At 69.8% G+C, this 20,543-nt stretch carries 19 protein-coding genes and 1 pseudogene; 11 read left to right on the plus strand and 9 right to left on the minus strand.

From position 1 onward, the window contains the following. Positions 1-295: 295 nt before the first annotated feature. From ACWDSL_RS19525 to ACWDSL_RS19535, 3 genes are all read left to right on the plus strand, one after another. Positions 296-1,663 carry an outer membrane protein assembly factor BamB family protein gene (locus ACWDSL_RS19525; protein ID WP_450486951.1) on the plus strand — a complete coding sequence of 456 codons (1,368 nt, stop codon included), beginning with the start codon at positions 296-298 and terminating at the stop codon, positions 1,661-1,663. 142 nt (positions 1,664-1,805) lie between these two features. Beyond that, complete coding sequence (locus tag ACWDSL_RS19530; protein WP_450486953.1) at positions 1,806-2,393, plus strand: hypothetical protein; 588 nt, start codon at positions 1,806-1,808, stop codon at positions 2,391-2,393. 157 nt (positions 2,394-2,550) lie between these two features. Next, positions 2,551-3,096, plus strand: a complete 546-nt coding sequence (locus ACWDSL_RS19535; protein WP_450486955.1) for a hypothetical protein — start codon at positions 2,551-2,553, stop codon at positions 3,094-3,096. 43 nt (positions 3,097-3,139) lie between these two features. On the opposite strand, the gene ACWDSL_RS19540 is transcribed toward ACWDSL_RS19535, so the two are convergent. Genes ACWDSL_RS19540 through ACWDSL_RS19550 form a run of 3 tightly spaced genes read right to left on the minus strand, consistent with a single transcriptional unit; the run spans position 3,140 to position 5,558 of the window. Then, the gene (locus ACWDSL_RS19540; RefSeq protein WP_450486957.1) at positions 3,140-3,910 is read right to left on the minus strand and encodes an enoyl-CoA hydratase/isomerase family protein; all 771 of its coding nucleotides are present in this window, start codon (positions 3,908-3,910) and stop codon (positions 3,140-3,142) included. After that, positions 3,907-4,398: a Zn-ribbon domain-containing OB-fold protein gene (locus tag ACWDSL_RS19545; RefSeq protein ID WP_450486959.1), complete on the minus strand. Its 492-nt coding sequence runs from the start codon at positions 4,396-4,398 to the stop codon at positions 3,907-3,909. The genes ACWDSL_RS19540 and ACWDSL_RS19545 overlap by 4 nt, the downstream gene beginning before the upstream one ends. An 8-nt stretch (positions 4,399-4,406) precedes the next feature. Next, the gene (locus tag ACWDSL_RS19550) at positions 4,407-5,558 is read right to left on the minus strand and encodes a lipid-transfer protein (RefSeq protein WP_089509857.1); all 1,152 of its coding nucleotides are present in this window, start codon (positions 5,556-5,558) and stop codon (positions 4,407-4,409) included. Between the two features lie 111 nt (positions 5,559-5,669). Between ACWDSL_RS19550 and ACWDSL_RS19555 the strand changes: the two genes are divergently transcribed. Continuing rightward, the gene (locus ACWDSL_RS19555) at positions 5,670-7,259 is read left to right on the plus strand and encodes a FadD3 family acyl-CoA ligase (protein ID WP_450486961.1); all 1,590 of its coding nucleotides are present in this window, start codon (positions 5,670-5,672) and stop codon (positions 7,257-7,259) included. Positions 7,260-7,392: 133 nt separating this feature from the next. Beyond that, positions 7,393-7,599: a hypothetical protein gene (locus tag ACWDSL_RS19560; protein ID WP_450486963.1), complete on the plus strand. Its 207-nt coding sequence runs from the start codon at positions 7,393-7,395 to the stop codon at positions 7,597-7,599. A 23-nt stretch (positions 7,600-7,622) separates the two neighbouring features. On the opposite strand, the gene ACWDSL_RS19565 is transcribed toward ACWDSL_RS19560, so the two are convergent. Beyond that, entirely contained in the window at positions 7,623-10,373 is a 2,751-nt protein-coding gene (locus tag ACWDSL_RS19565) for a DUF6185 family protein (protein WP_450486965.1), read from the minus strand. Positions 10,374-10,541: 168 nt separating this feature from the next. Here ACWDSL_RS19565 and ACWDSL_RS19570 point away from each other — a divergent pair, with 168 nt between their 5' ends. Beyond that, positions 10,542-10,928, plus strand: coding sequence for a hypothetical protein (locus ACWDSL_RS19570; protein WP_450486967.1), 387 nt, complete (start codon positions 10,542-10,544; stop codon positions 10,926-10,928). Between the two features lie 55 nt (positions 10,929-10,983). On the opposite strand, the gene ACWDSL_RS19575 is transcribed toward ACWDSL_RS19570, so the two are convergent. Together ACWDSL_RS19575 and ACWDSL_RS19580 are read right to left on the minus strand one after the other, a co-directional pair. Beyond that, positions 10,984-11,181 (minus strand): DUF397 domain-containing protein, encoded by a 198-nt coding sequence (locus ACWDSL_RS19575; RefSeq protein ID WP_450486969.1) that lies wholly within the window; start codon positions 11,179-11,181, stop codon positions 10,984-10,986. 2 nt (positions 11,182-11,183) lie between these two features. Beyond that, positions 11,184-12,047: a helix-turn-helix domain-containing protein gene (locus ACWDSL_RS19580; RefSeq protein ID WP_450486971.1), complete on the minus strand. Its 864-nt coding sequence runs from the start codon at positions 12,045-12,047 to the stop codon at positions 11,184-11,186. A 561-nt stretch (positions 12,048-12,608) separates the two neighbouring features. Between ACWDSL_RS19580 and ACWDSL_RS19585 the strand changes: the two genes are divergently transcribed. From ACWDSL_RS19585 to ACWDSL_RS19605, 5 genes are all read left to right on the plus strand, one after another. Then, on the plus strand, positions 12,609-12,779 hold the full coding sequence (locus ACWDSL_RS19585) for a hypothetical protein (protein WP_450486973.1): 171 nt from the start codon (positions 12,609-12,611) through the stop codon (positions 12,777-12,779). Beyond that, positions 12,776-13,033: a hypothetical protein gene (locus tag ACWDSL_RS19590; protein ID WP_450486974.1), complete on the plus strand. Its 258-nt coding sequence runs from the start codon at positions 12,776-12,778 to the stop codon at positions 13,031-13,033. Before ACWDSL_RS19585 ends, ACWDSL_RS19590 begins: the two co-directional genes overlap by 4 nt. Positions 13,034-13,395: 362 nt before the next feature. Continuing rightward, on the plus strand, positions 13,396-13,872 hold the full coding sequence (locus tag ACWDSL_RS19595) for a hypothetical protein (RefSeq protein WP_450486976.1): 477 nt from the start codon (positions 13,396-13,398) through the stop codon (positions 13,870-13,872). 68 nt (positions 13,873-13,940) lie between these two features. Further along, positions 13,941-16,370 (plus strand): tetratricopeptide repeat protein, encoded by a 2,430-nt coding sequence (locus tag ACWDSL_RS19600; RefSeq protein WP_450486978.1) that lies wholly within the window; start codon positions 13,941-13,943, stop codon positions 16,368-16,370. 544 nt (positions 16,371-16,914) lie between these two features. Further along, positions 16,915-17,301, plus strand: a complete 387-nt coding sequence (locus ACWDSL_RS19605; protein ID WP_450486980.1) for a hypothetical protein — start codon at positions 16,915-16,917, stop codon at positions 17,299-17,301. A 30-nt stretch (positions 17,302-17,331) separates the two neighbouring features. On the opposite strand, the pseudogene ACWDSL_RS19610 reads toward ACWDSL_RS19605, so the two are convergent. The 3 genes and pseudogenes from ACWDSL_RS19610 to ACWDSL_RS19620 form a co-directional block, all read right to left on the minus strand. After that, positions 17,332-17,928: pseudogene (locus tag ACWDSL_RS19610) on the minus strand (alpha/beta fold hydrolase); the annotation flags it as partial. 358 nt (positions 17,929-18,286) lie between these two features. Then, complete coding sequence (locus ACWDSL_RS19615; protein ID WP_450486982.1) at positions 18,287-19,741, minus strand: FAD-dependent monooxygenase; 1,455 nt, start codon at positions 19,739-19,741, stop codon at positions 18,287-18,289. Between the two features lie 103 nt (positions 19,742-19,844). After that, positions 19,845-20,459: an acyl-CoA-like ligand-binding transcription factor gene (locus ACWDSL_RS19620; protein ID WP_450486984.1), complete on the minus strand. Its 615-nt coding sequence runs from the start codon at positions 20,457-20,459 to the stop codon at positions 19,845-19,847. Between the last annotated feature and the right edge of the window lie 84 nt (positions 20,460-20,543).

Consider the following 20,543-nt stretch of genomic DNA (forward strand, 5'->3'; position numbering starts at 1 on the left):
CACCCCCGCCTTGACCAGCGAGACGGCGTAGCCGCGCCCCTGGTTGCGCAGCTCGACCAGCGGCCGGTAGAAACCGTCCAGCAGCGCGTTGCACGCCGCGCCCGGGGCGGCGGGCCCGTCGGGCTCCCAGGCCGCGCCGCCCTCCGTCCAAGGCCCCACCGGACCCGGGGGCCCCACTGGCCCCGCCGGCCCCGGCGTAGCCGCCGGCCCGACAGGTCCTACGGGGCGTCCCGCGGGTGCCACGGGCCCGGCGCCCGTCGGAGCCGATGCGTCGGTCCGGCTGCCCGGCTCCAAGGTGCCCATCGGCCCCGGCCGCCGGGCCACCGACGGGCGCGAGCCGCAGCCGCAGCACGAGACGGGCCCCGCCACCGGCTGGGTGCGCCCGCCGACCGGCCTGACCGGCGGCGGGAACGGAGGTGAGGGCGGCATCGTGACCGGCGCCGTTCCGCCGCCGTCGTCCCCGCCCACCTCGGCCCCCTCCCCGGACGCCTCCGAGGCCCCCGGCGGGGGCGGTGCGCACGGCCGCTGGCGCCCCTGGCGGTTCCGCATGTCGAACGACGTATGGGGCACCCCGGCCGTCGCGGGCGAGCTGCTGTACGTGACGTCCTTCGAGGTCCACGCGCTGGACGTGGCCACGGGGCGGCGCCAGTTCAAGACCCGCGACGTGGCCTGGGCCATGGCCGTCTCGAACGGCCGGATCCACGCCTCGGACGGCCCGACGCTGTACGCGCTGGACGCCGAGGACGGCGCCGAGCGGTGGCGGCTGTCCACGGACGGCTGGGTCTACTCCCTCAAGGTCGACCGCGGCACGGTGGTGACCGGCACCCGCGGCGGCGGCGTCCAGGCATGGGAGGCCGCGAACGGCGAACTGCTGTGGGAGATGCAGGGCGCCCAGACCGACTTCGAGACGCCCGAGTCCGGGCCGGCCATTTACGACGGCACGGTCTTCGTCTGGGCGGACGCGCGGCTGCGCGCCCTGGAGGCGCGCACGGGCGTGGAGCGCTGGTCGTACCCGATCGGCGACGCGGCGTCCTGCGGCGGGGTCCCGGTGCGGCTGCTGTCGGCCCCCGACGGGTGTGTGTACGTGGCGGCGGGCACGCGCGTACTGGCGATCGACATCGCGCGCGGGGAGGTGCGGTGGCGCTTCGAGTCGCCCGCCGTCTTCCTGTGCGCCCCCGCGTACGCGCCGGGGCCCGCGGTGACGGGTGGCGGCGTGTACATCGCCGACTACCTCGGCACGGTCTACGCCCTGGACGCGGCGAACGGCCGCGACCGCTGGCGGATCGCCACCGAGGCGCGTCAGTCGATCGAGCCGGTGCTGGTGGCGGACGGGTCGGTGCATCTGGGCAGCGGCTCCGCGCTGTACACGCTGGACGCGGTCACCGGCACGCCCAAGTGGCGCTTCGCGGCGGGCGGCGAGGTCATCGGCTCCCCGGTCGTCGCGGACGGCCGGGTCCACTTCGGCTCGGCCGACCACTGCCTCTACACGGTGGACGCGGCGGGCGGACAGCTGCGGTGGAAGCTTGCGACGGGCGGCGAGATCACGGGCTCGCCGGTGGCCGCGGGCGGCGTGGTGTACGCGTGCAGCAAGGACCGCTGTGTCTACGCGCTGGACGCGGTCAAGGGCACCGGCCAGTCGCGGGCGTCGGCGCGCCAGGGGTAGTCCGTCGCAGAGTCCGTCGCGGTCCCGTTGTGTCGGCCGACGGGTCGTCCGCCGTGTACCTGACAGCTCCTGCTACGGTGGCGGGCGCTGCCCGGACCCGGTGGGGGCCGGGAAGGTCGACGGGGAATCGGGGGCTGAACACATGATGCGGCGTGGTCTGCGGCTGACGGCCGTACTCGCGGTGGTGCTGGTGGCGTTGACCGGCTTCAAGAGCCGGGGGCACGGGCGGCACGGCTCGGGCGGCGGGGGCGGCTGCTCCAGCTCCAACTCGAGCCATTCCAGTTCCAGTTCGGGTTCCGGCTCCGGCGGCTACTCCGACTCCGGCTCCAGCTCCGACGACTACGACTCGGACTCCGGTTCCTCCGGTTCGGGTTCCGGTGGCTACCGCTACCACGACCGCTACAACGACAACGACTCCTCGTCGAGCAGCGGTTCGTCGTCCGGCTCCTCCTCCAAGCCGGGGGAGCTTGCGCCGGCCGTGGCCGTCGTCAAGTGTGCCGGCAAGGACAAGAACGGCGAGCCGGCCGCGACCGTGAAGGTGACCAACCAGACCGACAGGTCCCAGACGTACATCGTCACCATGGACTTCCGCGACAAGGACTCGAAGGTGACCTCGGGCAGCGCGCACGCGCGCTTCGCCGCGAAGCAGACGAAGACCGTGAAAGTTCCTCTGGATGATCCTGGGGTTGCGGGAACCGTAGTGACGTGTGAGGTCGTCTCCGTCGACTGAACGGGCCGGGGCGGGCCAGGTCGGCCGGGATGTAACCCTTCCTGAAGTGACTTTGGGGTAGGGAGCCGCCTTCACTAGGGTGGCGTGCACTCGTCAACGGCCCGGTGTCGGCCTGAATGTGTCTTTCCAACGGGGGTAATTCATGCATCGCCGCTCCATGCGCCTTGTCGCCGTCGCCGCGATCGGGCTGCTGGCCCTGACCGGCTGCGGCAAGAAGGGCAGGCACAGCAGCGGGTCCGGCGGCTTCGTCTCCGGCGGCAACGAGCCGCTGTCCGACCCCAGCGGCCTGCCGACCGATCTGCCCACCGACCTGCCCACGGATCTGCCGTCGGGCCTCCCGTCGTACACCCCCTCCGACCTGCCGTCCTACACCCCGTCGCCCTCGTACAGCTACTCCCCGTCGCCCACCTACAACTCGGACGGCAGGTACGACGTCTCCGCCAGCGACTGCGACTACGACGAGTCCACGCACGAGTTCCAGTACACGCTCAACGTCAGGAACCCCGAGACGCAGTCCATGCGTTACTCGATCAGCGTCAAGTGGGCCGACTCCTCCACCTCCAGCCAGCTCGGCATCGACTACCAGTCCGTCTACGTATCGGCCGGCAGCTCCCAGACGGTCACCGCCACCGCGTACCACTACCTCACCGAGCAGACGTCCTTCACCTGCACCGTCGACTCGGTGATCAAGGTGCCGAACTGAGCGAACTGAGCGAACTGAGAAAACGTACCCCGGCCGGCGCCCCTCAGCGCGTACGGAATCCCGGAGTCCGGGCCGCGAAAAGCCCGGCCTGGCGCTCCGGTGGCAGATTCCCCAGCGCGACCAACTGCGGGGCGTGCGCCAGCGCCTGAGTCAGCGCAGCCTCCTTGGCCGCCCACACCGCCCGTACCGTCCCCTGCACCGCCGCTGATGGATACGACGCGATGACGGCGGCCGCGCGCAAGGCGGCGGCGACCGGGTCGGCGCCGGCCGGGGTCACCTCGCTCACCAGGCCGATCTCATGGGCCCGCCGGGCCGTGAGGCGTTCCGCGGTGCCCATCAGCGCCATCCGCGCGACCTCCCCGACGGGCATCCGCTGCGCCATGTAGACCGCCTCGTAGGCGCTGACCATGCCGTAGCTGGTGTGCGGGTCGAAGAACGTGGCGTGCTCGGCGGCGACGATGAACTCCGCCTCGCCCAGCAGATAGAACGCCCCGCCGCAGGCCATTCCGCCCACCGCGGCGACGACCGGCTTCCACAGGTCGTTCGCCTTCGGGCCGATGCTCACCAGCGGATCGTCGACCGAATACGGCGACGAGGGCTGTGGCACCCGTACCGCGCGGTCGAGGCCGGTGCAGAACGCCTGGTCGCCCGCCCCGGTGAGCACCACGGCCCGCACCGAATCGTCCATCCGGAAGCCCCGCCAGACGGCCGCCAGCTCCGCGGCCGTCTCCAGGTCGATGGCGTTGTGCCGCTCGGGCCGGTCGAGCGTGACGACCGCGACGCCGCCGTCCCTGACCTCCGTACGCACCGTCATGGCCGCTCCAGGACCCAGCGCACCACCGCGACCCCGCCCGCCGCCTGGTGGAAGACCGCCCGCACCGGGGCGTTGATGCGGATCCGCGCCGGGTCGACCGAGTCGAGCGCGGCGTCGGCGGCGGCGACCAGATTGCCCACCAGCCGGATGCGCGGGGCGTCCACGAGCTCGACGAGGATCACGTTGTACGGCGCCTGCGCGGCGTACGCGGGCAGCAGCGGCGGATGCGGTACGACGTACGACCAGATCCGGCCACGACCGCTTGTCCGGATCCACTCGCTTTCGAAGGACTGGCAGTGCGGACAGCAGGGGCGGGGCGGGAAGCGGGGCTCGGCGCAGTCGGCGCAGGTCTGGACGCGCAGCTCGCCGCGCGCCGCGTAGCCGAAGAAGGGCGCCCCGTCGTCGTCGGGGACGGGCACAAGCAGCCCGTCTGCGAGCCCGTCTTCCGCCGCGCCACCGGAACCGTCCCGGATACCGGACCGTGTCATCTCCTCGCTCAACTCCTCAGCAGCAGGGCCGATGTGGGTACCCCCTCACCCGCCGTGACCAGGCAGGTCGCGGCGTCCGGCACCTGCGCGGTGCTGGTCCCGCGCAGCTGTCTGACCCCCTCGGTGATGAGGTTGAAGCCGTGCACGTACGCCTCGCTGAGGCCGCCCCCGCCGGTGTTGAGCGGCAGCCGCCCGCCGATCTCCAGCGCGCCTCCCTCGGTGAACGCGGCCCCCTCGCCGCGCGCGCAGAAGCCGTAGCCCTCCAGCGACAGCGGGATCAGGGGGGTGAAGGCGTCGTAGATCTGCGCCACGTCCACGTCCTGCGGCCCGAGGTCGGCCGACTTCCACAGCTGGCGGGCGGCGGTCCAGGCGGGCCCGGTGAGCGGGTCGTCGTTCCAGTAGTTGACCATCCCGTGGTGCTGGGCGGGCAGCCCCTGGGCCACGGAGTGGATGTACACGGGCGGGCGCCGGCAGTCGCGGGCCCGCTCGGCGGAGACGATGACGCAGGCCAGCGCGCCGTCGGTCTCCAGGCAGTTGTCGAACAGGCACAGCGGCTCGCTGATCCAGCGGGCCGTCATATACATCTCCCGGGTCAGCGGCCGCTCGTACATCATCGCGGCCGGGTTCTGGTTGGCCCGGTTGCGGCAGGCCAGCGCGACGTTGAAGAAGTGGTCGCGGGTGGCGCCGTACTCATGCATATAGCGGCGGGCCAGCAGGCCGATCTCGTCGGCGGGCCGCAGCAGCCCGTACGGCCGGGTCCACTGCGCGGGGGTCGGCAGCTGTACGCGGATGTTCGTCCACGGCCGCGGGCCGCTGCCGCGTTTACGCGAGCGCCAGGCCACCCCGACGCTCGCCTGGCCGGTGGCGATCGCGGCGGCCAGGTGCGCGACGGTCGCGCAGGAGCCGCCCCCGCCGTAGCCGACCTTGCTGAAGAAGGTCACATCCCCGGCCCCGATGGCCTTGGCGACCTCGACCTCGTCCGTCTCCTCCATGGTGTACGAGGCGAAGGCGTCCACCTCGGACGGGGCGATCCCGGCGTCGTCGAGCGCGGCGAGGATCGCCCGGCAGGCCAGGGTCTTCTCGGACTCGGGGAGGCGTTTGGCGAAGGGGGTCTGGCCGATGCCGGCTATCGCGGTCGCGTCTTTCAAGGTCGCCCCCATCGCCACCTCCGTGGTCGCGTTCATTGGCGCATCGATGCTGACAGCGGGGAAGGCTACCGCTAATCTGACGGACAGTCAGCTACGCGGACCGGTACTGCGAGAGGTGACCCGATGCGCGAGACCATCCCGGCGCTGGTACGGGCGGCGGTGGAGCGTTACGGCGACACCGAGGCGGTCGTCGAGGGCCGCACCCGGATCTCGTACGCGGAGCTCGGCGAGCGCGTGGAGCGGGCCGCGGCGGCGTGCCTCGCCTCGGGCGTCGAGGCGGGCGACCGGATCGCGATCTGGGCGCCCAACACCCTCGACTGGATCGTGGCGGCGCTCGGCGCGGTCACGGCGGGCGGGGTGCTCGTCCCCGTCAACACCCGCTTCAAGGGCGCGGAGGCGGCGTACGTCCTACGGCGCACCCGCGCCACCCACCTCTTCGTCACCGGCACCTTCCTCGGCACCTCGTACGTGGCCTCGCTGCGCCGCGCGACGGGCGAGGGGCCGGGCCGCGACCCGCTGCCCGGTCTGCCGTACCTGCGCGAGGTGGTCGTCCTGGCCGACGACGCCCCCGCCGACTTCCGCTCCTGGAAGGACTTCCTGGCGGCGGGCGAGCGCATCTCCTCCGAGGCGGTACGCACCCGCGCCGCCGCCGTACGCCCCGGCGACCCCTCCGACATCACCTTCACCTCGGGCACCACCGGCAACCCCAAGGGCGTCGTGATCACCCACGCCCAGACCGTCCGCGTCTACACCACCTGGAGCGAGGTCACAGGCCTCACGGAGGGCGACCGCTACCTCATCGTCAACCCGTTCTTCCACACCTTCGGCTACAAAGCGGGCATCATCGCCTGTCTGACCCGCGGCGCGACGATGGTCCCGCAGCCCGTCTTCAACGTGGAAACCGCCCTCGCCAACATCGCCGCCGAACGCATCACCGTCCTCCCCGGCCCGCCCACCCTGTACCAGTCCCTCCTCGACCACCCGGCCCGCGCCGCGCACGACCTGTCCACCCTGCGCCTGGTCATCACAGGCGCCGCCGTCGTCCCCCTGGAACTGGTCGAACGCCTCCGCAGCGAACTCCGCGTCGCCACCGTCCTGACCGCCTACGGCCTCAGCGAGGCCTCCGGCACCGTCACCATGTGCCGCCGCGGCGACCCGCCCGAGGTCGTCTCCGCCACCTCCGGCCGCGCCATCCCCGACACCGAAATCATGGTCGTCGGCGCCGGCGGCGCGCAGCTCCCGCCGGGACAGCCGGGCGAGGTCTGGGTCCGCGGCTATCACATCACCCGCGGCTACTTCGAGGACCCCGTCGCCACCGCCCGGGCCATCACCCCGGACGGCTGGCTCCGCACGGGCGACGTCGGCGTCATGGACCCCGACGGCAATCTGCGGATCACCGACCGCATCAAGGACATGTTCGTCGTGGGCGGCTTCAACGCCTACCCGGCCGAGATCGAGCAGCTGATCGCCCGCCACCCCGATATCGCCGACATCGCGGTCATCGGCATCCCGGACCCGCGGCTGGGCGAGGTGGGGAAGGCATACGCGGTGCGGCGCGCGGGGACGACGCTGACGGCGGACGATCTGATCGCCTGGTCACGGCGAGAGATGGCCAACTACAAGGTGCCCCGGCAGGTGGAGTTCCTGACTGAGCTGCCGCGAAACGCGAGCGGCAAGGTGCTCAAGACGCGGCTGCGCTCGCGGCCGGAGTGACCGACCAAACGCGGCGTCGGCCGTCGTTAGCGGGACGTTAGCGAGGCGGCAGCGAAGCGCGGAAAGCTCATAGCCGTACCGAGCAAGACCGGCTTCGAGCCGGCCGGTCACCGATCTTCCGGGGGAGCTCACCATGAATGCCACCGCCTTCCGCCGCACCCGCGCCGTCCGTACCACGGTCGCCACGGTGGTCGCCGCATCCGCCCTGGCCCTGACCGCAGCCATCAGCAACGACGACGCTTCCGCCGCCCCGGCTCCGCGCAAGGCCGACACCTCGGTCACCGACACCAAGCCGGCCATCAAGGCCGACTTCACCAACTCGGGCACAGGCGCGCGCTAGCGCGCGCCGGGACGGTCCGGCGCCTAATGCGGGTTGAGCACCCCGCCCGCGAGCACCTTCCAGATTCCTGCCGCGGCCGCCAGCTGGGCAACGAGGTAGGCGAGCTGTACGGAGAGCGCGCGCATCTGGTAGATCGAGAGCAGAAGGCTGAACCGAGTCGGCCAGAGTTGTCTCTCGCTGCTGAAAGTCGCCGCATCCATCGCGATGCTCGTCACCGTCAGGACGATGAGCATGAGTGATGCGCTGAGGATCGCGTTGCCCAGCTCGGTGTCGGTGATGCGGTTGACCACGCCGCCCACGCCGATGGGAATGGCGTAGGCGACCGTCAGGCTCAACGCGCGCGCCGGGCCGCGGCGACCCGGCAGCATGCGCCACAGAGCACCCAGGATGAGTCCCGCGCCGGCCCATGCGATCTGCCAGGTGAGGAACCTCGCCACGATCTCCGGCAGCGCCGTGGTGTTGGCGTTCGTCTGCATGAGCTGCTTGGCACCTTTGAGGTATGTGGCCCACACGATGGCGCCACTGGCCGGAATCCCGAAGAGGAACGCCAGGCGTGCCGCATGCCGTGCGTTGTCCCACCAGCTGTCATACGGTCCCCAGCTCAGGGCCACGTCCATGACGGACACCTGATCGGGCAGACAGTCGCGGTCGCAGCCGGCGGGCCGCCAATGGCGCAGCCGGCGCAGCCGGTCCTCCAGCATCTCCCTGGTGGTCCCCTTTTCCGCATGGCCCTGGTCCACCAGGCGCAGCCGGCTGTGTACGTTGCGGTACTCGTGGGCTTTCTCCAGCATGTCGGCACGGCCTTGCGCGGTCCCCAACGCCTGGGTGAGAAAGTCTCCTCCCGCCTGAGTCAGCACCGAATATCGGCGACCTACTCCCCGTACGGCGTAGAGAGCGGCGATATTCAGCAGGAGCCAGACGACGAGCAGCAGGGAGGAGCCCGCGAAGAGCGACTGCCTGGTCGCCACGACAATGGCGAAGACAAGCGAGGTCAGCCGCATGTCGTTCTGAGACGGCCCCAGGGAGACCTGCTCCACGGAGCGGTCGGCCTTTTGCTGCGCGGCCTTCGCGCGGGCATTCAGCAGCGCCACGAGAGCGATGTCCGTCAGCACCCACGTGTAGACGTAAGCCCACTGAAGCCCGGTCGGTCCGAAGCTCACCAGAGTGTCCCGGAGGTACTTGGCGTGTTCGGCGCTGTACCTGTGGTCGTGCTCGGAACTGAGCCAGGTGGCACGTCGCCAATTGACGTCGGCGGACCGCCAGTACGAGACCAGCATCAGCACCGCGACCACGCCCAGAAGCGAGCCGACGACTCCCAGAGAGCGTCCGGGCGCCCTGTTCCAGGCCTCCGCCCAGGATCTGGGGACCAACCCGCCTTCGCCGGCGAACCGCCATGCCCAAGCCGCCATCGCGGCCAGCCACACCCACACCATGACCAGCTGAAGGACCATCTGCCCGACGGCACCGGAGTCGGGTGGTGCCATGTGCCGGGGTAGGTGGAAGCGTTGGGGGGCCACAACCACCAGCAGTCCGAGCGCGGCCATCGCTGCCGAAGTCAGGATGGTGCCATGGGCGAGCGTCCGACTGTGCCGGGCAGGATTTTCCGGCCCGGCCTGTGGAGCATCGGACAACGGGATGGCACACCATGGGCGAGCGCCGACGATAAGGGCCACGCTTGCCGCGATGCCGAGGAAGCTCTGCCACACGGTGAATGAGCGGAGTTTCGGCGGGAGCAGGGCGAGAGTCAGGCCAAGCCCCGCGCTGAGCCCGGCCCACCACAGCAGGGCCGCCGGCGTCGGGTGGTCTCTGACGTCTTTGTCGGCTTCGCGCGTCCACCACCGTGGCCGTCGCGCGCGTGGCCGCGACGGCTCGGGTGGGGTGGTCGCGCGCGGCTGGGTGCACCGCAAGCCCGTTGTCCTGGGGCCCACGCCCACCACGCGGGCCAGCCGCCCGGGCAACTGTCGGCACCACACCAGCCATCTCGGCCGGACCGACGAGCGCGTGCGGGTACGGAGCACCGCCAGCGCGAACACCGCCGAGCCGCACACCCACCACAGGCCGATGCCCAGTCTGCTCCAGAAGGGCCGTTTGGCGCTTTCCAGCGCGAACGAAGCGTGCCAGGGCGGTGCCAGGCCGACCGACACATCCTGCCGCTGTCGGCCTTTCCAAGCCCGAGATTTCTCGTTTGCGAGCGACGCCTTTGGTTTTTCCTTGCGAACGCTGAGGCCGCCCGGCTTGATTTCGATGTTTGTCCATCGCGCTTTCTTCAGTATTTCCGGCAGCTTCTTTTGCGGCAGGGCGACCTGCCAGATGTTCTTTCCTTTGCTGACTTTGATTTGCCAGGGCCCGAGCCGGGTCGTCCCGAATTTATAGATCCAGGCATACGCCTCATAGTGAACCGTCACCCAGTGTCCCTCGGCTTTCACCCGAGGAGGGTCGAGACGCCATTCCTCCGGCCGACGGGGCGGAAATGCTTCTTCTCCGCGCAGCAGACAGCGCATCGCCCGTCGGTAGTCGTCGGATTCATCGCTCAGTGTCAGCGAATCCGCCTGGGACCAAGCCATGGGCACCTTGACCGTCGTGATCGCATGTGCCTGGACGAACGTCTGATGATGATGGGTGAACTGGATCGTGGCATCAACGCCGGGATTTTTGATGGACCCCGCATCGCAGCCCTTATGGGCAGTTGCCTGCGCCTCTGTCGGCCACCATGCCCACCACCCCACCACCACGATCAACCGCGCCAGCCAGCGCCACCACCGGATTGCCATCATCCTCCACTCCTACTCATGAGAGGAGGAGTGGAGACGGCAGACGCGCAGCGGGAAGCCGACGTTCAACCCTGTTGGTCGCGCCCCGAACGGACTGCCCCGGATTGCGGGGCGGTGCGCAGCGGCTTACGATCTACCGGGGGTCCATAGGCTGATCCGTAGGAGAAGACTATGCCCAGCGAAAAGGTGACCACGCAAAGGCCCGCGCTTCCCCGATTTGAGGAAGCCGAGGGTTTGGGACCGCAGGACGCAGAATTCATACGGGACCTGATCGCGGTACTGAAGAAACACGGAAACATCGACCGTTTCGGCCTGTGTCTGCTGCACGACCATTTTCCGCTCGAAGCGGACGAGGTTCTGGTCGAGACGAACGACCCGCGGGCTCGGACACTGAACACCCACGTGGAGAGGGCTGACCGGACGAGGCACATCAAACCCTCGCAGTGGCGGTTCCTGCCGGATGTCCGCCATGCGCGTGCTGCGGAGTTCGAGGGGCAGCCCTACCAGGCGATCCTGCAGTGTGACGTGGTCAGTCTGTGCCCAGGCAGTGAGCGATGATGGGCGGCGCGCGCCAGGGGTGACCGCGGCGGGGCCGCCCATCGCGGGTTGGCCGTCAGAGACGGCCGGTACGCACCCCGCTCACGAATGCGGCCCACGCGGTGGCAGGTATGAGGAGGGCGGGGCCGGTCTTGTCCTTCGAGTCGCGGACGCCGACCGCGGTGGTCAGGTCTGCGATCTCTACGCAGGCGCCTGCCTCCTGCGTGCTGTAGGAGGACTTGAACCAGGCGTCTTCAGGTATGCGGACGATCATGACTAACCCAACTCTCGTGCTAGTTCCGTGAGGAAACGGGGGGTTTCTGTGGGAGGTAGGGCGCCCTCGCGCATGGCGTCGAAGCGGCGGTTGTACTTCCATACCTCGCTTTTCTTGTCAGTGAAGCTCACGCTGCTGTATTCGAGTCCGACAACCGAGTCCACGCCACCGTCGAAGTCAAGGACGATAAAATTGTCGGTCGCCCGGTACGTGGCCAGGGATAGCGGCAGCACTTGGACGGTCACGTTGTCGAGCTGGCAGAGTTCGGCGATGGTCTTGTACTGCTCCCGCATGACCTCTGGGTCGCCGACGACGCGGCGAAGCGCCGACTCATCGAGAATGACCCGGAGTTCTACCGGGTTCTCTTCCCGCGTGATGATCTCTTTTCGCTCCATGCGTACGCGCGTGTTGTGTTCCACGAACTCCGTTGTCGTCTCGTCAACAGGCTTGGCGGTCATGAACAGAGCCCGTGCGTAGCTTTCCGCCTGCAGCAGCCCGAAGACGACGGTCGACTGCCAAGAACGCATTGCGCGAGCGTCCATCTCTAGCCCGACGTACGTGTGCAAGCCCGACGGCATCACGCTGCGGTACGGCCTCCACCAGTCACTGGTGAGCGACTCGCGGTGGAGGGTCAGCAGAGATTCGCGGTCATCGACGTCGGTGACACCGTAGCGGTCGAGCAGCTTCTCCATGTCCGCTACACGAGGTAACCCGTTGAGGCCTGTCTCCACCCGGCTGAGCTTGGCGTCGGAGAACCCGAGCCCTTCGGCTGCCTCCAGGATGGTGAGGCCGTTCTTCTCTCGTAGGCGGCGAAGCTCTTTGCCGAGTTCCCGGCGGCGGAACGTAGCACCTCGTCGTGCTGCCATCTCTGTTCCCTCCACGTGCCCCTGTACGGCATCGGCACGTTGCCGTACCGAGTCTGCCATCTCCTGTTCCCTTGGCGACAGCCTCTGTTGACGCGGAGGCATGTGCCACTTTCACCGTAGCGGCAGTTTCACTTGCAGATACCCATGTAGGTACAGAAAAGTAGTTCAGGCACCGAGGGTCGGGTTGGGGCGGCAGCTGAAGCCAGTCGATCTCTGCGCCCGAAAAGCCCGTCTGCCCAGCAACTTCTCAGAGATGGGAGGCAGTTAAATGGCCACTGTCATTACCGGGCTGAAACGCATGAGTGTTTCTGGCGCCACCAATCCGAAAAACGTTCGAGAGCTACTTCGTGCGGGTGTACACACCCTCGCGGAGTGGGCCCTGAAAGGGCTCGTGCGCGCGGTCGGCCGGGGCGCGGAGACACCTCCACCAGAGACGCAGGGGGGTTCCGGGCCGCGCCCCACTCTCAAGGAGTTGGAGCAGCGGGCTGAGGCTTTGGCCAAGGCGATCCGTAAGCATCTGGAGCGGGGGACGCGGCGGTGAAGTCGTTGATGGTGCGGGGCATGACCGCCGGAACCCAAGACTGCGCGAAGTGCGGGGAGTACATCGCGTTGCGCGAGAAGGCCAAGCAGGACGGGGATTACGGCAAGGCGACCACGTACGAGATCTTGCGCCGCCGTCATCCGTCCCACGAAACGCCGGGTCGTACGGCCCGTTGGGGGTTGCCCGTATGAGCCGGCCGACGCCGTACAGGGGCCCGAAGGTGGGCCAGGAAGCGTACGACGCTGCCACGGGGCGCGTCGGCGTCCTCCAGGCCGTCTGTCACGTCGACGATCTTCTCTTCGACCACAGGATGTCGGGGCCCCGCGTTGCCTTCCTGCGTCCGGTCGCAGGTGGGCGGGAGTGGATGACCGACGCCGGGAACGTCAAGTTTCCGGCGGAGGCGAAGGAGCGCCCCGACGTCTGTGGCGAGCCACGGTGGGAGTGACGTCGGCATAGAGGCCCCTGCCCCACCCCCTCGCAAAAAAATGCTTGCTCTCCATCAAGCGATTTTTTGCAAGGGGGTGGGGGAGGGCGCGCAGGCGTCCGCGTCCGAGGAACTGGCGTGGTATCCATGCGGAAGACGGGCACGCATGCGGCGTGCAGCGCCTCAACTGCCAAGTTCGGCCCGGTGCGAGTTCCCGGTGCTGGTTAGGAGAGTCGACATACGCGTGCTCGAGGCGACGTGTGGGGGCGAGCCGATGTGACCGGCTGGTGGGAACAAAGGATCTGACCACGCCGCCGGGCATGGTGGGCTGCTGCTTGCGGCGCTACCGTCAGAACAGCATCTGCGACCGGGGGAGGGCAGGGATGCTCGATCAGGCTTTGATCGCGCTGGCCGCGTCTGGCGGCACGGCGGTGGTGACAGCCGCGGGTACGGATACATGGGCCGGGTTGCGGCAGGCGGTGGCGCGGTGGTTCGGCCGGGGTGACACGCAGCACGAGGAAGCGGAGCTGGAGCGCTTGGATCAGACTGCCATCGCGATGGAAGCCGCCGACCCGATGGAGGGGGAGCGGGCCCGGATCCGTCAGGAGGCATCCTGGCAAGCCCGTATCGAGGCGGTGCTGGAGAGCATGGCCGGTGCCGAGCGCGGTCAGGCTGCCGATGAACTGCGAAGCCTGCTCGAGGAGCATGCCTCGCGGGGCGGCGTGAGCGCCGGGTCGGGGGGCTTGGCCGTGGGCGGCAATGCGGACATTCGCGCGGGCGGCGGCTCGATTGCCGCTGGGGTGATCCACGGAGGCGCGCACGTCGGCTCCCCTACCGTGCCGGATCCGTCCCAGGGCTGAACGGACCGGCTACCCTCAGCCCACCGCCGATCGGGACGCCTTCCGAGGCTCATCGGCTGGAAAGCGTCATGGCGCACGCCCGCGACCGCAGCCTGGCTGTCGGCTATGTGGCTGACGGCGGCCAGGTCGCCTACTACGCCGCGCCTCGGCCTGCGGTGACGTGGCCCCATCAGGTCGGAGTGCTGCCGCGGCAGGCTGGCTGCTTCCAGGACCGGGCCGCTGCTGAACAGATACAGCAGATGGTGGCCGACAGTGGCGCGGCGGCGCGGTGTCAGGTGCTGGTCGGTATGGGCGGGGTCGGCAAGACTCAGCTCGCTGTCCACCACGCCCGTGCCCTGTGGCAGGCGGGAGGAGTGGACCTGCTGGTGTGGGTCAGCGCCGGCACTCGCACCGCGATCGTCTCCGCGTATGCCCAGGCCGCCGCCGAGGTGCTCGGCACCGAGGTTGCTGACCCGGAGTACGCCGCGCGGGCGTTTCTGGCCTGGCTTGAGCCCAGGCACGGCGCATCCCAGCGCAGCTGGCTGATCGTGCTGGACGACCTCGCCGACCCGGCCGACCTGCGCGGGCTGTGGCCACCCACCAGCCCCCATGGCCGCACCCTGATCACCACCCGCCGCCGGGACGCTGCCCTCGGTGGCAGCGGCCGACGACTGGTACCGGTGGGCCTGTTCACCCCCGGTGAAGCCGCCGCCTACCTCACCGCCGGACTGGCTGCCCACGGCCGCACCGAGCCCGCCGACCAGCTCGCCGCCCTCGCCGCCGACCTCGGCCACCTCCCCTTGGCCCTCTCTCAGGCCGTCGCGTACCTCATCGACGCCGATCTGGACTGCGCCGACTACCGCACCCGGCTGGCCGACCGCGTCCAAACCCTCGCCGACCTGCTCCCCGACGCCTCAGGGCTGCCCGACAACCAACCCGTGAGTGTGGCTGCCGCCTGGTCACTGTCCCTCGACCGCGCCGATCAGCTCCCACCCGTGGGCCTGGCTCGCCCCATGCTCCAGCTCATCGCCGCCCTCGATCCCAACGGCATCCCCGGCCCCGTGCTGGCCAGCATCCCTGCCCTGGCCCACCTCACCCAGCACCGCGCAGACACCGCAGGGAAGTCTCAGCCGGACATAGCCACAGCGCAGGAAGCCGAGCGGGCAGTCCGCGCACTGCACCGGCTCAGCCTCATCGACCACACCCCCAGAAACGCCCATCAGGCGGTCCGTGTCCACCAGCTCGTCCAACGCGCCACCCGCGACACCCTCACACGCGACACGCGCGATCACCTGGTCCACACGGCCGCCGACGCCCTCATCGTGGTCTGGCCCGCCATGGAGCGCGACACCGCCCTCGCCCAAGCCCTGCGCGCAAATGCCACAGCGCTCATCCACTGCGCCGAAGAAGCCCTGTACCAGGCTGACAGAGCCCATCCGGTGCTCCACCGCGCTGGCCACAGCCTGGGTAAGAGTGGCCAAGCTGCCGCAGCCGTCCATCATTTCAAGCATCTGGCAAGCGCCGCCCACAACCATCTCGGCCCCGACCACCCCGACACCCTGGACATCCGTGACAGCCTTGCGAGCTGGCAAGGGCAAGCGGGCGACGCCGCCGGCGCCGTGAGCGCTTACGAACAGCTGTTGGCCGACTACCTACGGATCTTGGGCCCCGACCACCCCGACACCCTCGACATCTGTGGGCGAATAGCGGACTGGCGGGGGAAAGCGGGTGACGCCGCCGGCGCCGTGAGCGCCTATGAACAGCTGTTGGCCGACTCGCTACGGGTGCTGGGGCCCGACCACCTTCGTACGCTCGTCAGCCAGGCCAGCATCGCGGATTGGCGGGGAAGAGCGGGCGACGCGGCAGGCGCCGCGAGTGCCTTCGAGGAAGTGCTGACCTCCTATGTACGGGTGCTGGGGCCCGACGATCCATTCACCTTGGGTTTCCGGGCCAGAATCGCACACCACCGAGGGCAAGCCGGAGACGCGGCAGGTGCCATGAGCGCCTTCGAACAGCTGTTGGCCGACTATCTGCGCGTGCTGGGGCCCGACCACCCCGACACCCTCGACGTCAGGGCCAGAATCGCGGCCTGGCAAGGGGTAGCCGGGGACGCGACAGGCGCCGCGAGCGCCTTCGAACAGCTGCTGGCCGACTATCTACGGGTCTTGGGGCCCGACCACCCTGCCACCCTCGACGTCCGGCACGACCAGGTCTCCTGGCGCGCGGAAGCCGGGGACGCGGCAGGTGCCATGAGCGCCTTCGAACAGCTGTTGGCCGACTATCTGCGCGTGCTGGGGCCCGACCACCCCGACACCCTCGACACCCGCGGCAACATCGCAGAGTGGCGGGGGGAAGTCGGGGACGCAGTTGGCGCCACGTGTGCGTTCGAGCAATTGTTGACCGACTGCCTACGGGTCTTGGGGCCCGACCACCCAGATACTCTCGCTGTGAGGTCCAGAATCACGCACTGGCGGAAGAGGGCGAAGCACGTCGGCGTTCAGCAATCGACAGATCGTTGATCAAGGTTTCCGTTGATAGTGGTGGTTCCATTCTCGGCAACTCTGGCCGACTACGGCGGGACGTCTGCGGACCGGTCCCGGCGCGGCGTCACTACCGTGCCGGTATGCCGCGATTCGATCGTGATCAGCGAGCCCGGAGAAGGCACCCCCGCGGAAGGGCCTGACTGGTGCTCGTACTTGCCGTGAGCCTCCTCGGCGCCGGGCGTTCGAGCAGGGAGGTCGCGCCGCGGCCGTCGTCCTCCCGTCCAGCATCCTCGGCCTCGTCCTCCGCCACGCGCTCGTCCTCCGCCTCCGCCACGTCCTCGCCCTCCGCCGCATCGCAACCGAGCAAGTACACCCAGGCGCAGCTGGCGTCGCGGCCGTACCTTGCCCTCGGTGATCGTGACCTCGCCGCGTTGGGAATCAGCGGCCGGGGGAAACAGGAGGTCGGCAAGTACGGGGACGTGTCCCGCAGGGGCGTCGGTCGCCGCCGCTGCCCTGACCCAGATCCGATAACGTCTGACGTCCATTTCTCGTGAACATCTCCAGCCGGGAGGAGGGCGGCATGACTGGTGTGACGCGCTTGGTCACGCACGTCGAGCTGGACAGCGGTGATACGCGCGCTGGGCAGATGTCGATGTCGGCACGGCTTGTGGCCGTACTGGCGGACGGCCGCAGCCTGGTCCTGCTCGACGATCGAGGCTGGAGCCTTTGGGGCCCGGGGGATGTCCGGGACTGGATGTCGGCCGAGGACGTCGAGACGGACGCCCGGATGGTGGTCGGGCCGGACGAGCCGGGCGACGGCCAGACCGGTGAGCAGATGGCGGCCGACCACTGGGCCTCGCTGGCCGGCATCATCGCGCGGCACGGTGTGGGCGTGGACGCGCGAGACCTGGAGCGGCTGCCGCATGATGTCGTGCTCAGCGAACGCCTTCGAGCACGGATTGGCTGACGGCTCGACGTCAGCGATCGGGTAGGGGACTCAGTCGAGGTCGAGCAGCGCCAGGAGCTGCCCCGCGAACTCCTTCGGATGTTCCGTGGCGCCCACATGCCCGCCCGGGAATTCCACGACCTCACCGCCGAGCCCGAGCAGCTGTGTCAGCCGCAGGGCCGGCCCGTACAGCGGCTCCTGTTCCCATGAGTCCCGGCCGACCGCCAGTATCAGCCGGTCCGCGGCGGGGCGTAGGGCGGTGAGGTCGGGGGCGGTCGCGGTGAAGGGGCACAGGATGTGTTCCAGGAAGACCGGGAGGTTGGCGTGCATGCGGGCGGCCATCTCCTGGATCTCGGGAGGCAGTTCGGTCGGCCGGTCCGACGGCCGTCCGCCCAGGCCCTCGTTGAACCGCGCCATCGCGGGGCCGACCCCGTCCCTGCGGAACGTCTCGCGCACCTCGGCGAAGAGGCGGCGGTGCGGGGCGGGGTCGGCCAGGACCTCGATCAGCGGGGGCTCGTGAGCGACGACCCGGCGCAGCCGGTCGGGGTGGCGGGCCAGGAGGTCGAGCGCGACGACAGCGCCTGAGCTGCAGCCGAGTACGTACGCGCTCTCGTGGGGCGAGAGCAGTTTCGAGCAGCCGGTGGGCGTCGTCGCTCCATACGTCGACCCGCTGGTCGGTGAGCGGGCCGTCGAGGGGGCTGCGGGACAGGCCGCGTGGGTCGTAGGAGGCGACGGTGTAGTGGGCGGCCAGGTCGGGGGCCATGCCCTCGTACAGCCCGGCGTCGGCGGCGCCGCCGGGGATCAGCAGCAGGACGGGGCCGCGGCCGCGGGTCTCGTAGTGGAGGGTGGCGCCGGGGACGTCGAGGGTGTCGGTTGTGGGCTTGGGCATGGCTGGGCCCTACCTCTCTTCCTAGTGGGTCTAGGTTTAACCTAACAGCCCTAGGTTTGAGGTGCTGGGGAATTTCCGACGCGGGACCGCGCCGCGCCGTCGTCCAGCCCTCGTCGCTCAAGCCGCCCTGAACCACCTGCTCAGTGCCTCGTGCAGACCGTCGTCCGTCGTGCCCTGCCAGGCGACGTAGCAGTCGGGGCGCAGCAGCAGCGCGGTGTCGAGTTCCGGGATGGTCAGGGTGTCGACGTGCGGTGCCCAGGGGCCCGTGTCGAGGGTGCCGGTGGGGTCGAGGAGGAGGGGGCGGGCGGTGCGGGTCGCCTCGCGCAGGCCGGGCAGATCGGGTGCCCAGCGGCCGACGAGCGGCCCGGTCGCCGGACCCATGTCGTAGGTGATGTCCGCGCCGGACATCAGATCCGCGAGGTGTTGCCGGGTCGTGGGCTGGGCGAGAAGTTCGCCGAACAGTTCGCGCAGCGCCGTCACTTCGCCGCCCGGGCGGATCAGCAGCGACTGCGCCTGCGTGTGCATGGCGACGCGCAGCGCCACCGGGGCTCGCTCCGCCTCGTAGCTGTCCAGCAGTCCCTCGGGTGCGTGGCCGCGCAGCTCCGCGGCCAGCTTCCAGCCGAGGTTCACCGCGTCCTGGAGGCCCATGTTGAGCCCGGGGCCGCCGATCGCCGAGTGCACATGCGCGGCGTCGCCGAGCAGGAAGACGCGGCCCGCGCGGTAGCGCTCCGCGATGCGGGTGTTGCCGCCGAACAGCCGCCTCATCACATGCGGGCCCGGCCCGGTCGGCGGGGCGAGCGGTACGTCCGTGGCCAGCACCCGGGAGGCGCTGGCCCGCAGCTCGTCGAGGGAAGCCTCGCCCTCGGCCGGCTGGTCCCACTCCACCGTGCTGAGCAACGGATCGCGGCCCGGGAACGGCGCCCAGGCGATCAGGCCGCGCTCGGTGCGCAGATGCCGGAACGGCGGTACGGCGCCGAAGCCGGGCACGACCAGGCCGCCGTCGGCGCCGACCGCGCCCGGGTCCACGCTCACCTGTCCCATGCGCGACACCGAGTCGTCGGCGGTCACGCCGGGGAAGCCGATCCCGGTGGCCTTGCGGATCACACTGCGCCCGCCGTCGGCGCCGACCAGGAACGCCGCTTCGATCGGCTCCCGCCCTCGGAGTTCGACCGTCACCGACTTCTCGTCCTGCGCCAGACCGATGACCTCGTGGTCGCGGCGTATCTCGACGCCCAGTTCGGCGGCGCGCTCGGCGAGCATCTGCTCGATCCGGCGCTGCGGCACCGACAAGGTGTAGAGGGAGTTGTCCGGCAGGTCGCTCAGCTCGAGCGGGAACGCGCCGAACACGAAACTGGGCGCCGGCTCCGGTGTGGCGCCGGGCGAGGTCAGCCGCTCGTACAGCCCGCGCCGGTCGAGCATCCGCACGACCTGGCCGACCACGCCGTTCGCGCGCTGCTCGGTGGACGGTTCGGTGAGGCGCTCCAGGACGACGGGGCGGATGTCGGCCAGGGCGAGTTCGCAGGCGAGCATCAGGCCGTTGGGTCCGGCGCCCGCGATGACAACATCGATCATGAGCAGAGTCCTTTTCGGGCTTTCGGGTTTTGAGGCTTTCGGGTTTTTGGGCAGGGGGTATCGGCCCGGTCGGTCGCCGGGCTCTGCGCGTGGAGAGGGATGCCTAGGGGGTGGGCGTGGGCAGCCCCGCCGCGATCAGGGTGAAGGCGTCCCTGAGCAGACGGCTCATCGGCACCGGCGGATCGGTGCGGAGGTGGTGTGCCATGGCCGCGTTCGTCGCGGCCATGACCGCGGACGCGACGAGGTGCGGATACAGGTCCTGTTGCGGATCGATGCCGGTGCGGTCGGCGACGGCCGCGGTGATCTCGGCCTCGGCGATGGCCCCGGCCCGCAGTATCTCGCCCTGCAGAACCGGTTCGGTGAGCATGACGCGCACCCCCGCCGTCCACTGCGCCGCATCGGGAACGGGATGGGCGGCCACCGCCGCGTCGGGCTCGAACTGCGGCAGTACGGAGTGGAGGACCGCGTCCCACAGCGGCTCCGCCGCCGCGCGCTCGCGCAGCGCCTCCGCGATACCCAGGCACCGGTCGAGATGGCGGGCGGCGATCGCCTCGCCCTTACTGGAGAAGTAGTTGTTGAACGTGCGCGGTGAGACCCCCGCGGCCTCGGCGATGTCCTCCACCTTGACGCTGTCGAACCCGCGCTCGACGGTCAGCCGGATCGCCGCCCAGCTGAGCGACGCGCGTGTCTCGGCCTTCTTCCGCTCTCGCAACCCCATGCCCAGAAGGATAGCGAAACTTGCGTGGCACGCAAAGGTGCGTGGAGCGCATCTTTACGTGCCGCGCATTTTTTTGGGCTACCC

The organism is Streptomyces sp. NPDC000941 (assembly GCF_053599555.1).

Excerpts from the sequence above, each read along its gene's own strand:
- ACWDSL_RS19530 (WP_450486953.1), top strand. The coding sequence starts at position 1,806 with ATGATGCGGCGTGGTCTGCGGCTGACGGCCGTACTCGCGGTGGTGCTG.
- ACWDSL_RS19535 (WP_450486955.1), top strand. The coding sequence starts at position 2,551 with ATGCGCCTTGTCGCCGTCGCCGCGATCGGGCTGCTGGCCCTGACCGGC.
- ACWDSL_RS19540 (WP_450486957.1), bottom strand. The coding sequence starts at position 3,910 with ATGACGGTGCGTACGGAGGTCAGGGACGGCGGCGTCGCGGTCGTCACG.
- ACWDSL_RS19545 (WP_450486959.1), bottom strand. The coding sequence starts at position 4,398 with ATGACACGGTCCGGTATCCGGGACGGTTCCGGTGGCGCGGCGGAAGAC.
- ACWDSL_RS19550 (WP_089509857.1), bottom strand. The coding sequence starts at position 5,558 with ATGGGGGCGACCTTGAAAGACGCGACCGCGATAGCCGGCATCGGCCAG.
- ACWDSL_RS19555 (WP_450486961.1), top strand. The coding sequence starts at position 5,670 with ATGCGCGAGACCATCCCGGCGCTGGTACGGGCGGCGGTGGAGCGTTAC.
- ACWDSL_RS19560 (WP_450486963.1), top strand. The coding sequence starts at position 7,393 with ATGAATGCCACCGCCTTCCGCCGCACCCGCGCCGTCCGTACCACGGTC.
- ACWDSL_RS19565 (WP_450486965.1), bottom strand. The coding sequence starts at position 10,373 with ATGATGGCAATCCGGTGGTGGCGCTGGCTGGCGCGGTTGATCGTGGTG.
- ACWDSL_RS19570 (WP_450486967.1), top strand. The coding sequence starts at position 10,542 with ATGCCCAGCGAAAAGGTGACCACGCAAAGGCCCGCGCTTCCCCGATTT.
- ACWDSL_RS19575 (WP_450486969.1), bottom strand. The coding sequence starts at position 11,181 with ATGATCGTCCGCATACCTGAAGACGCCTGGTTCAAGTCCTCCTACAGC.
- ACWDSL_RS19580 (WP_450486971.1), bottom strand. The coding sequence starts at position 12,047 with ATGGCAGCACGACGAGGTGCTACGTTCCGCCGCCGGGAACTCGGCAAA.
- ACWDSL_RS19585 (WP_450486973.1), top strand. The coding sequence starts at position 12,609 with ATGACCGCCGGAACCCAAGACTGCGCGAAGTGCGGGGAGTACATCGCG.
- ACWDSL_RS19590 (WP_450486974.1), top strand. The coding sequence starts at position 12,776 with ATGAGCCGGCCGACGCCGTACAGGGGCCCGAAGGTGGGCCAGGAAGCG.
- ACWDSL_RS19595 (WP_450486976.1), top strand. The coding sequence starts at position 13,396 with ATGCTCGATCAGGCTTTGATCGCGCTGGCCGCGTCTGGCGGCACGGCG.
- ACWDSL_RS19600 (WP_450486978.1), top strand. The coding sequence starts at position 13,941 with ATGGCGCACGCCCGCGACCGCAGCCTGGCTGTCGGCTATGTGGCTGAC.
- ACWDSL_RS19605 (WP_450486980.1), top strand. The coding sequence starts at position 16,915 with ATGACTGGTGTGACGCGCTTGGTCACGCACGTCGAGCTGGACAGCGGT.
- ACWDSL_RS19615 (WP_450486982.1), bottom strand. The coding sequence starts at position 19,741 with ATGATCGATGTTGTCATCGCGGGCGCCGGACCCAACGGCCTGATGCTC.
- ACWDSL_RS19620 (WP_450486984.1), bottom strand. The coding sequence starts at position 20,459 with ATGGGGTTGCGAGAGCGGAAGAAGGCCGAGACACGCGCGTCGCTCAGC.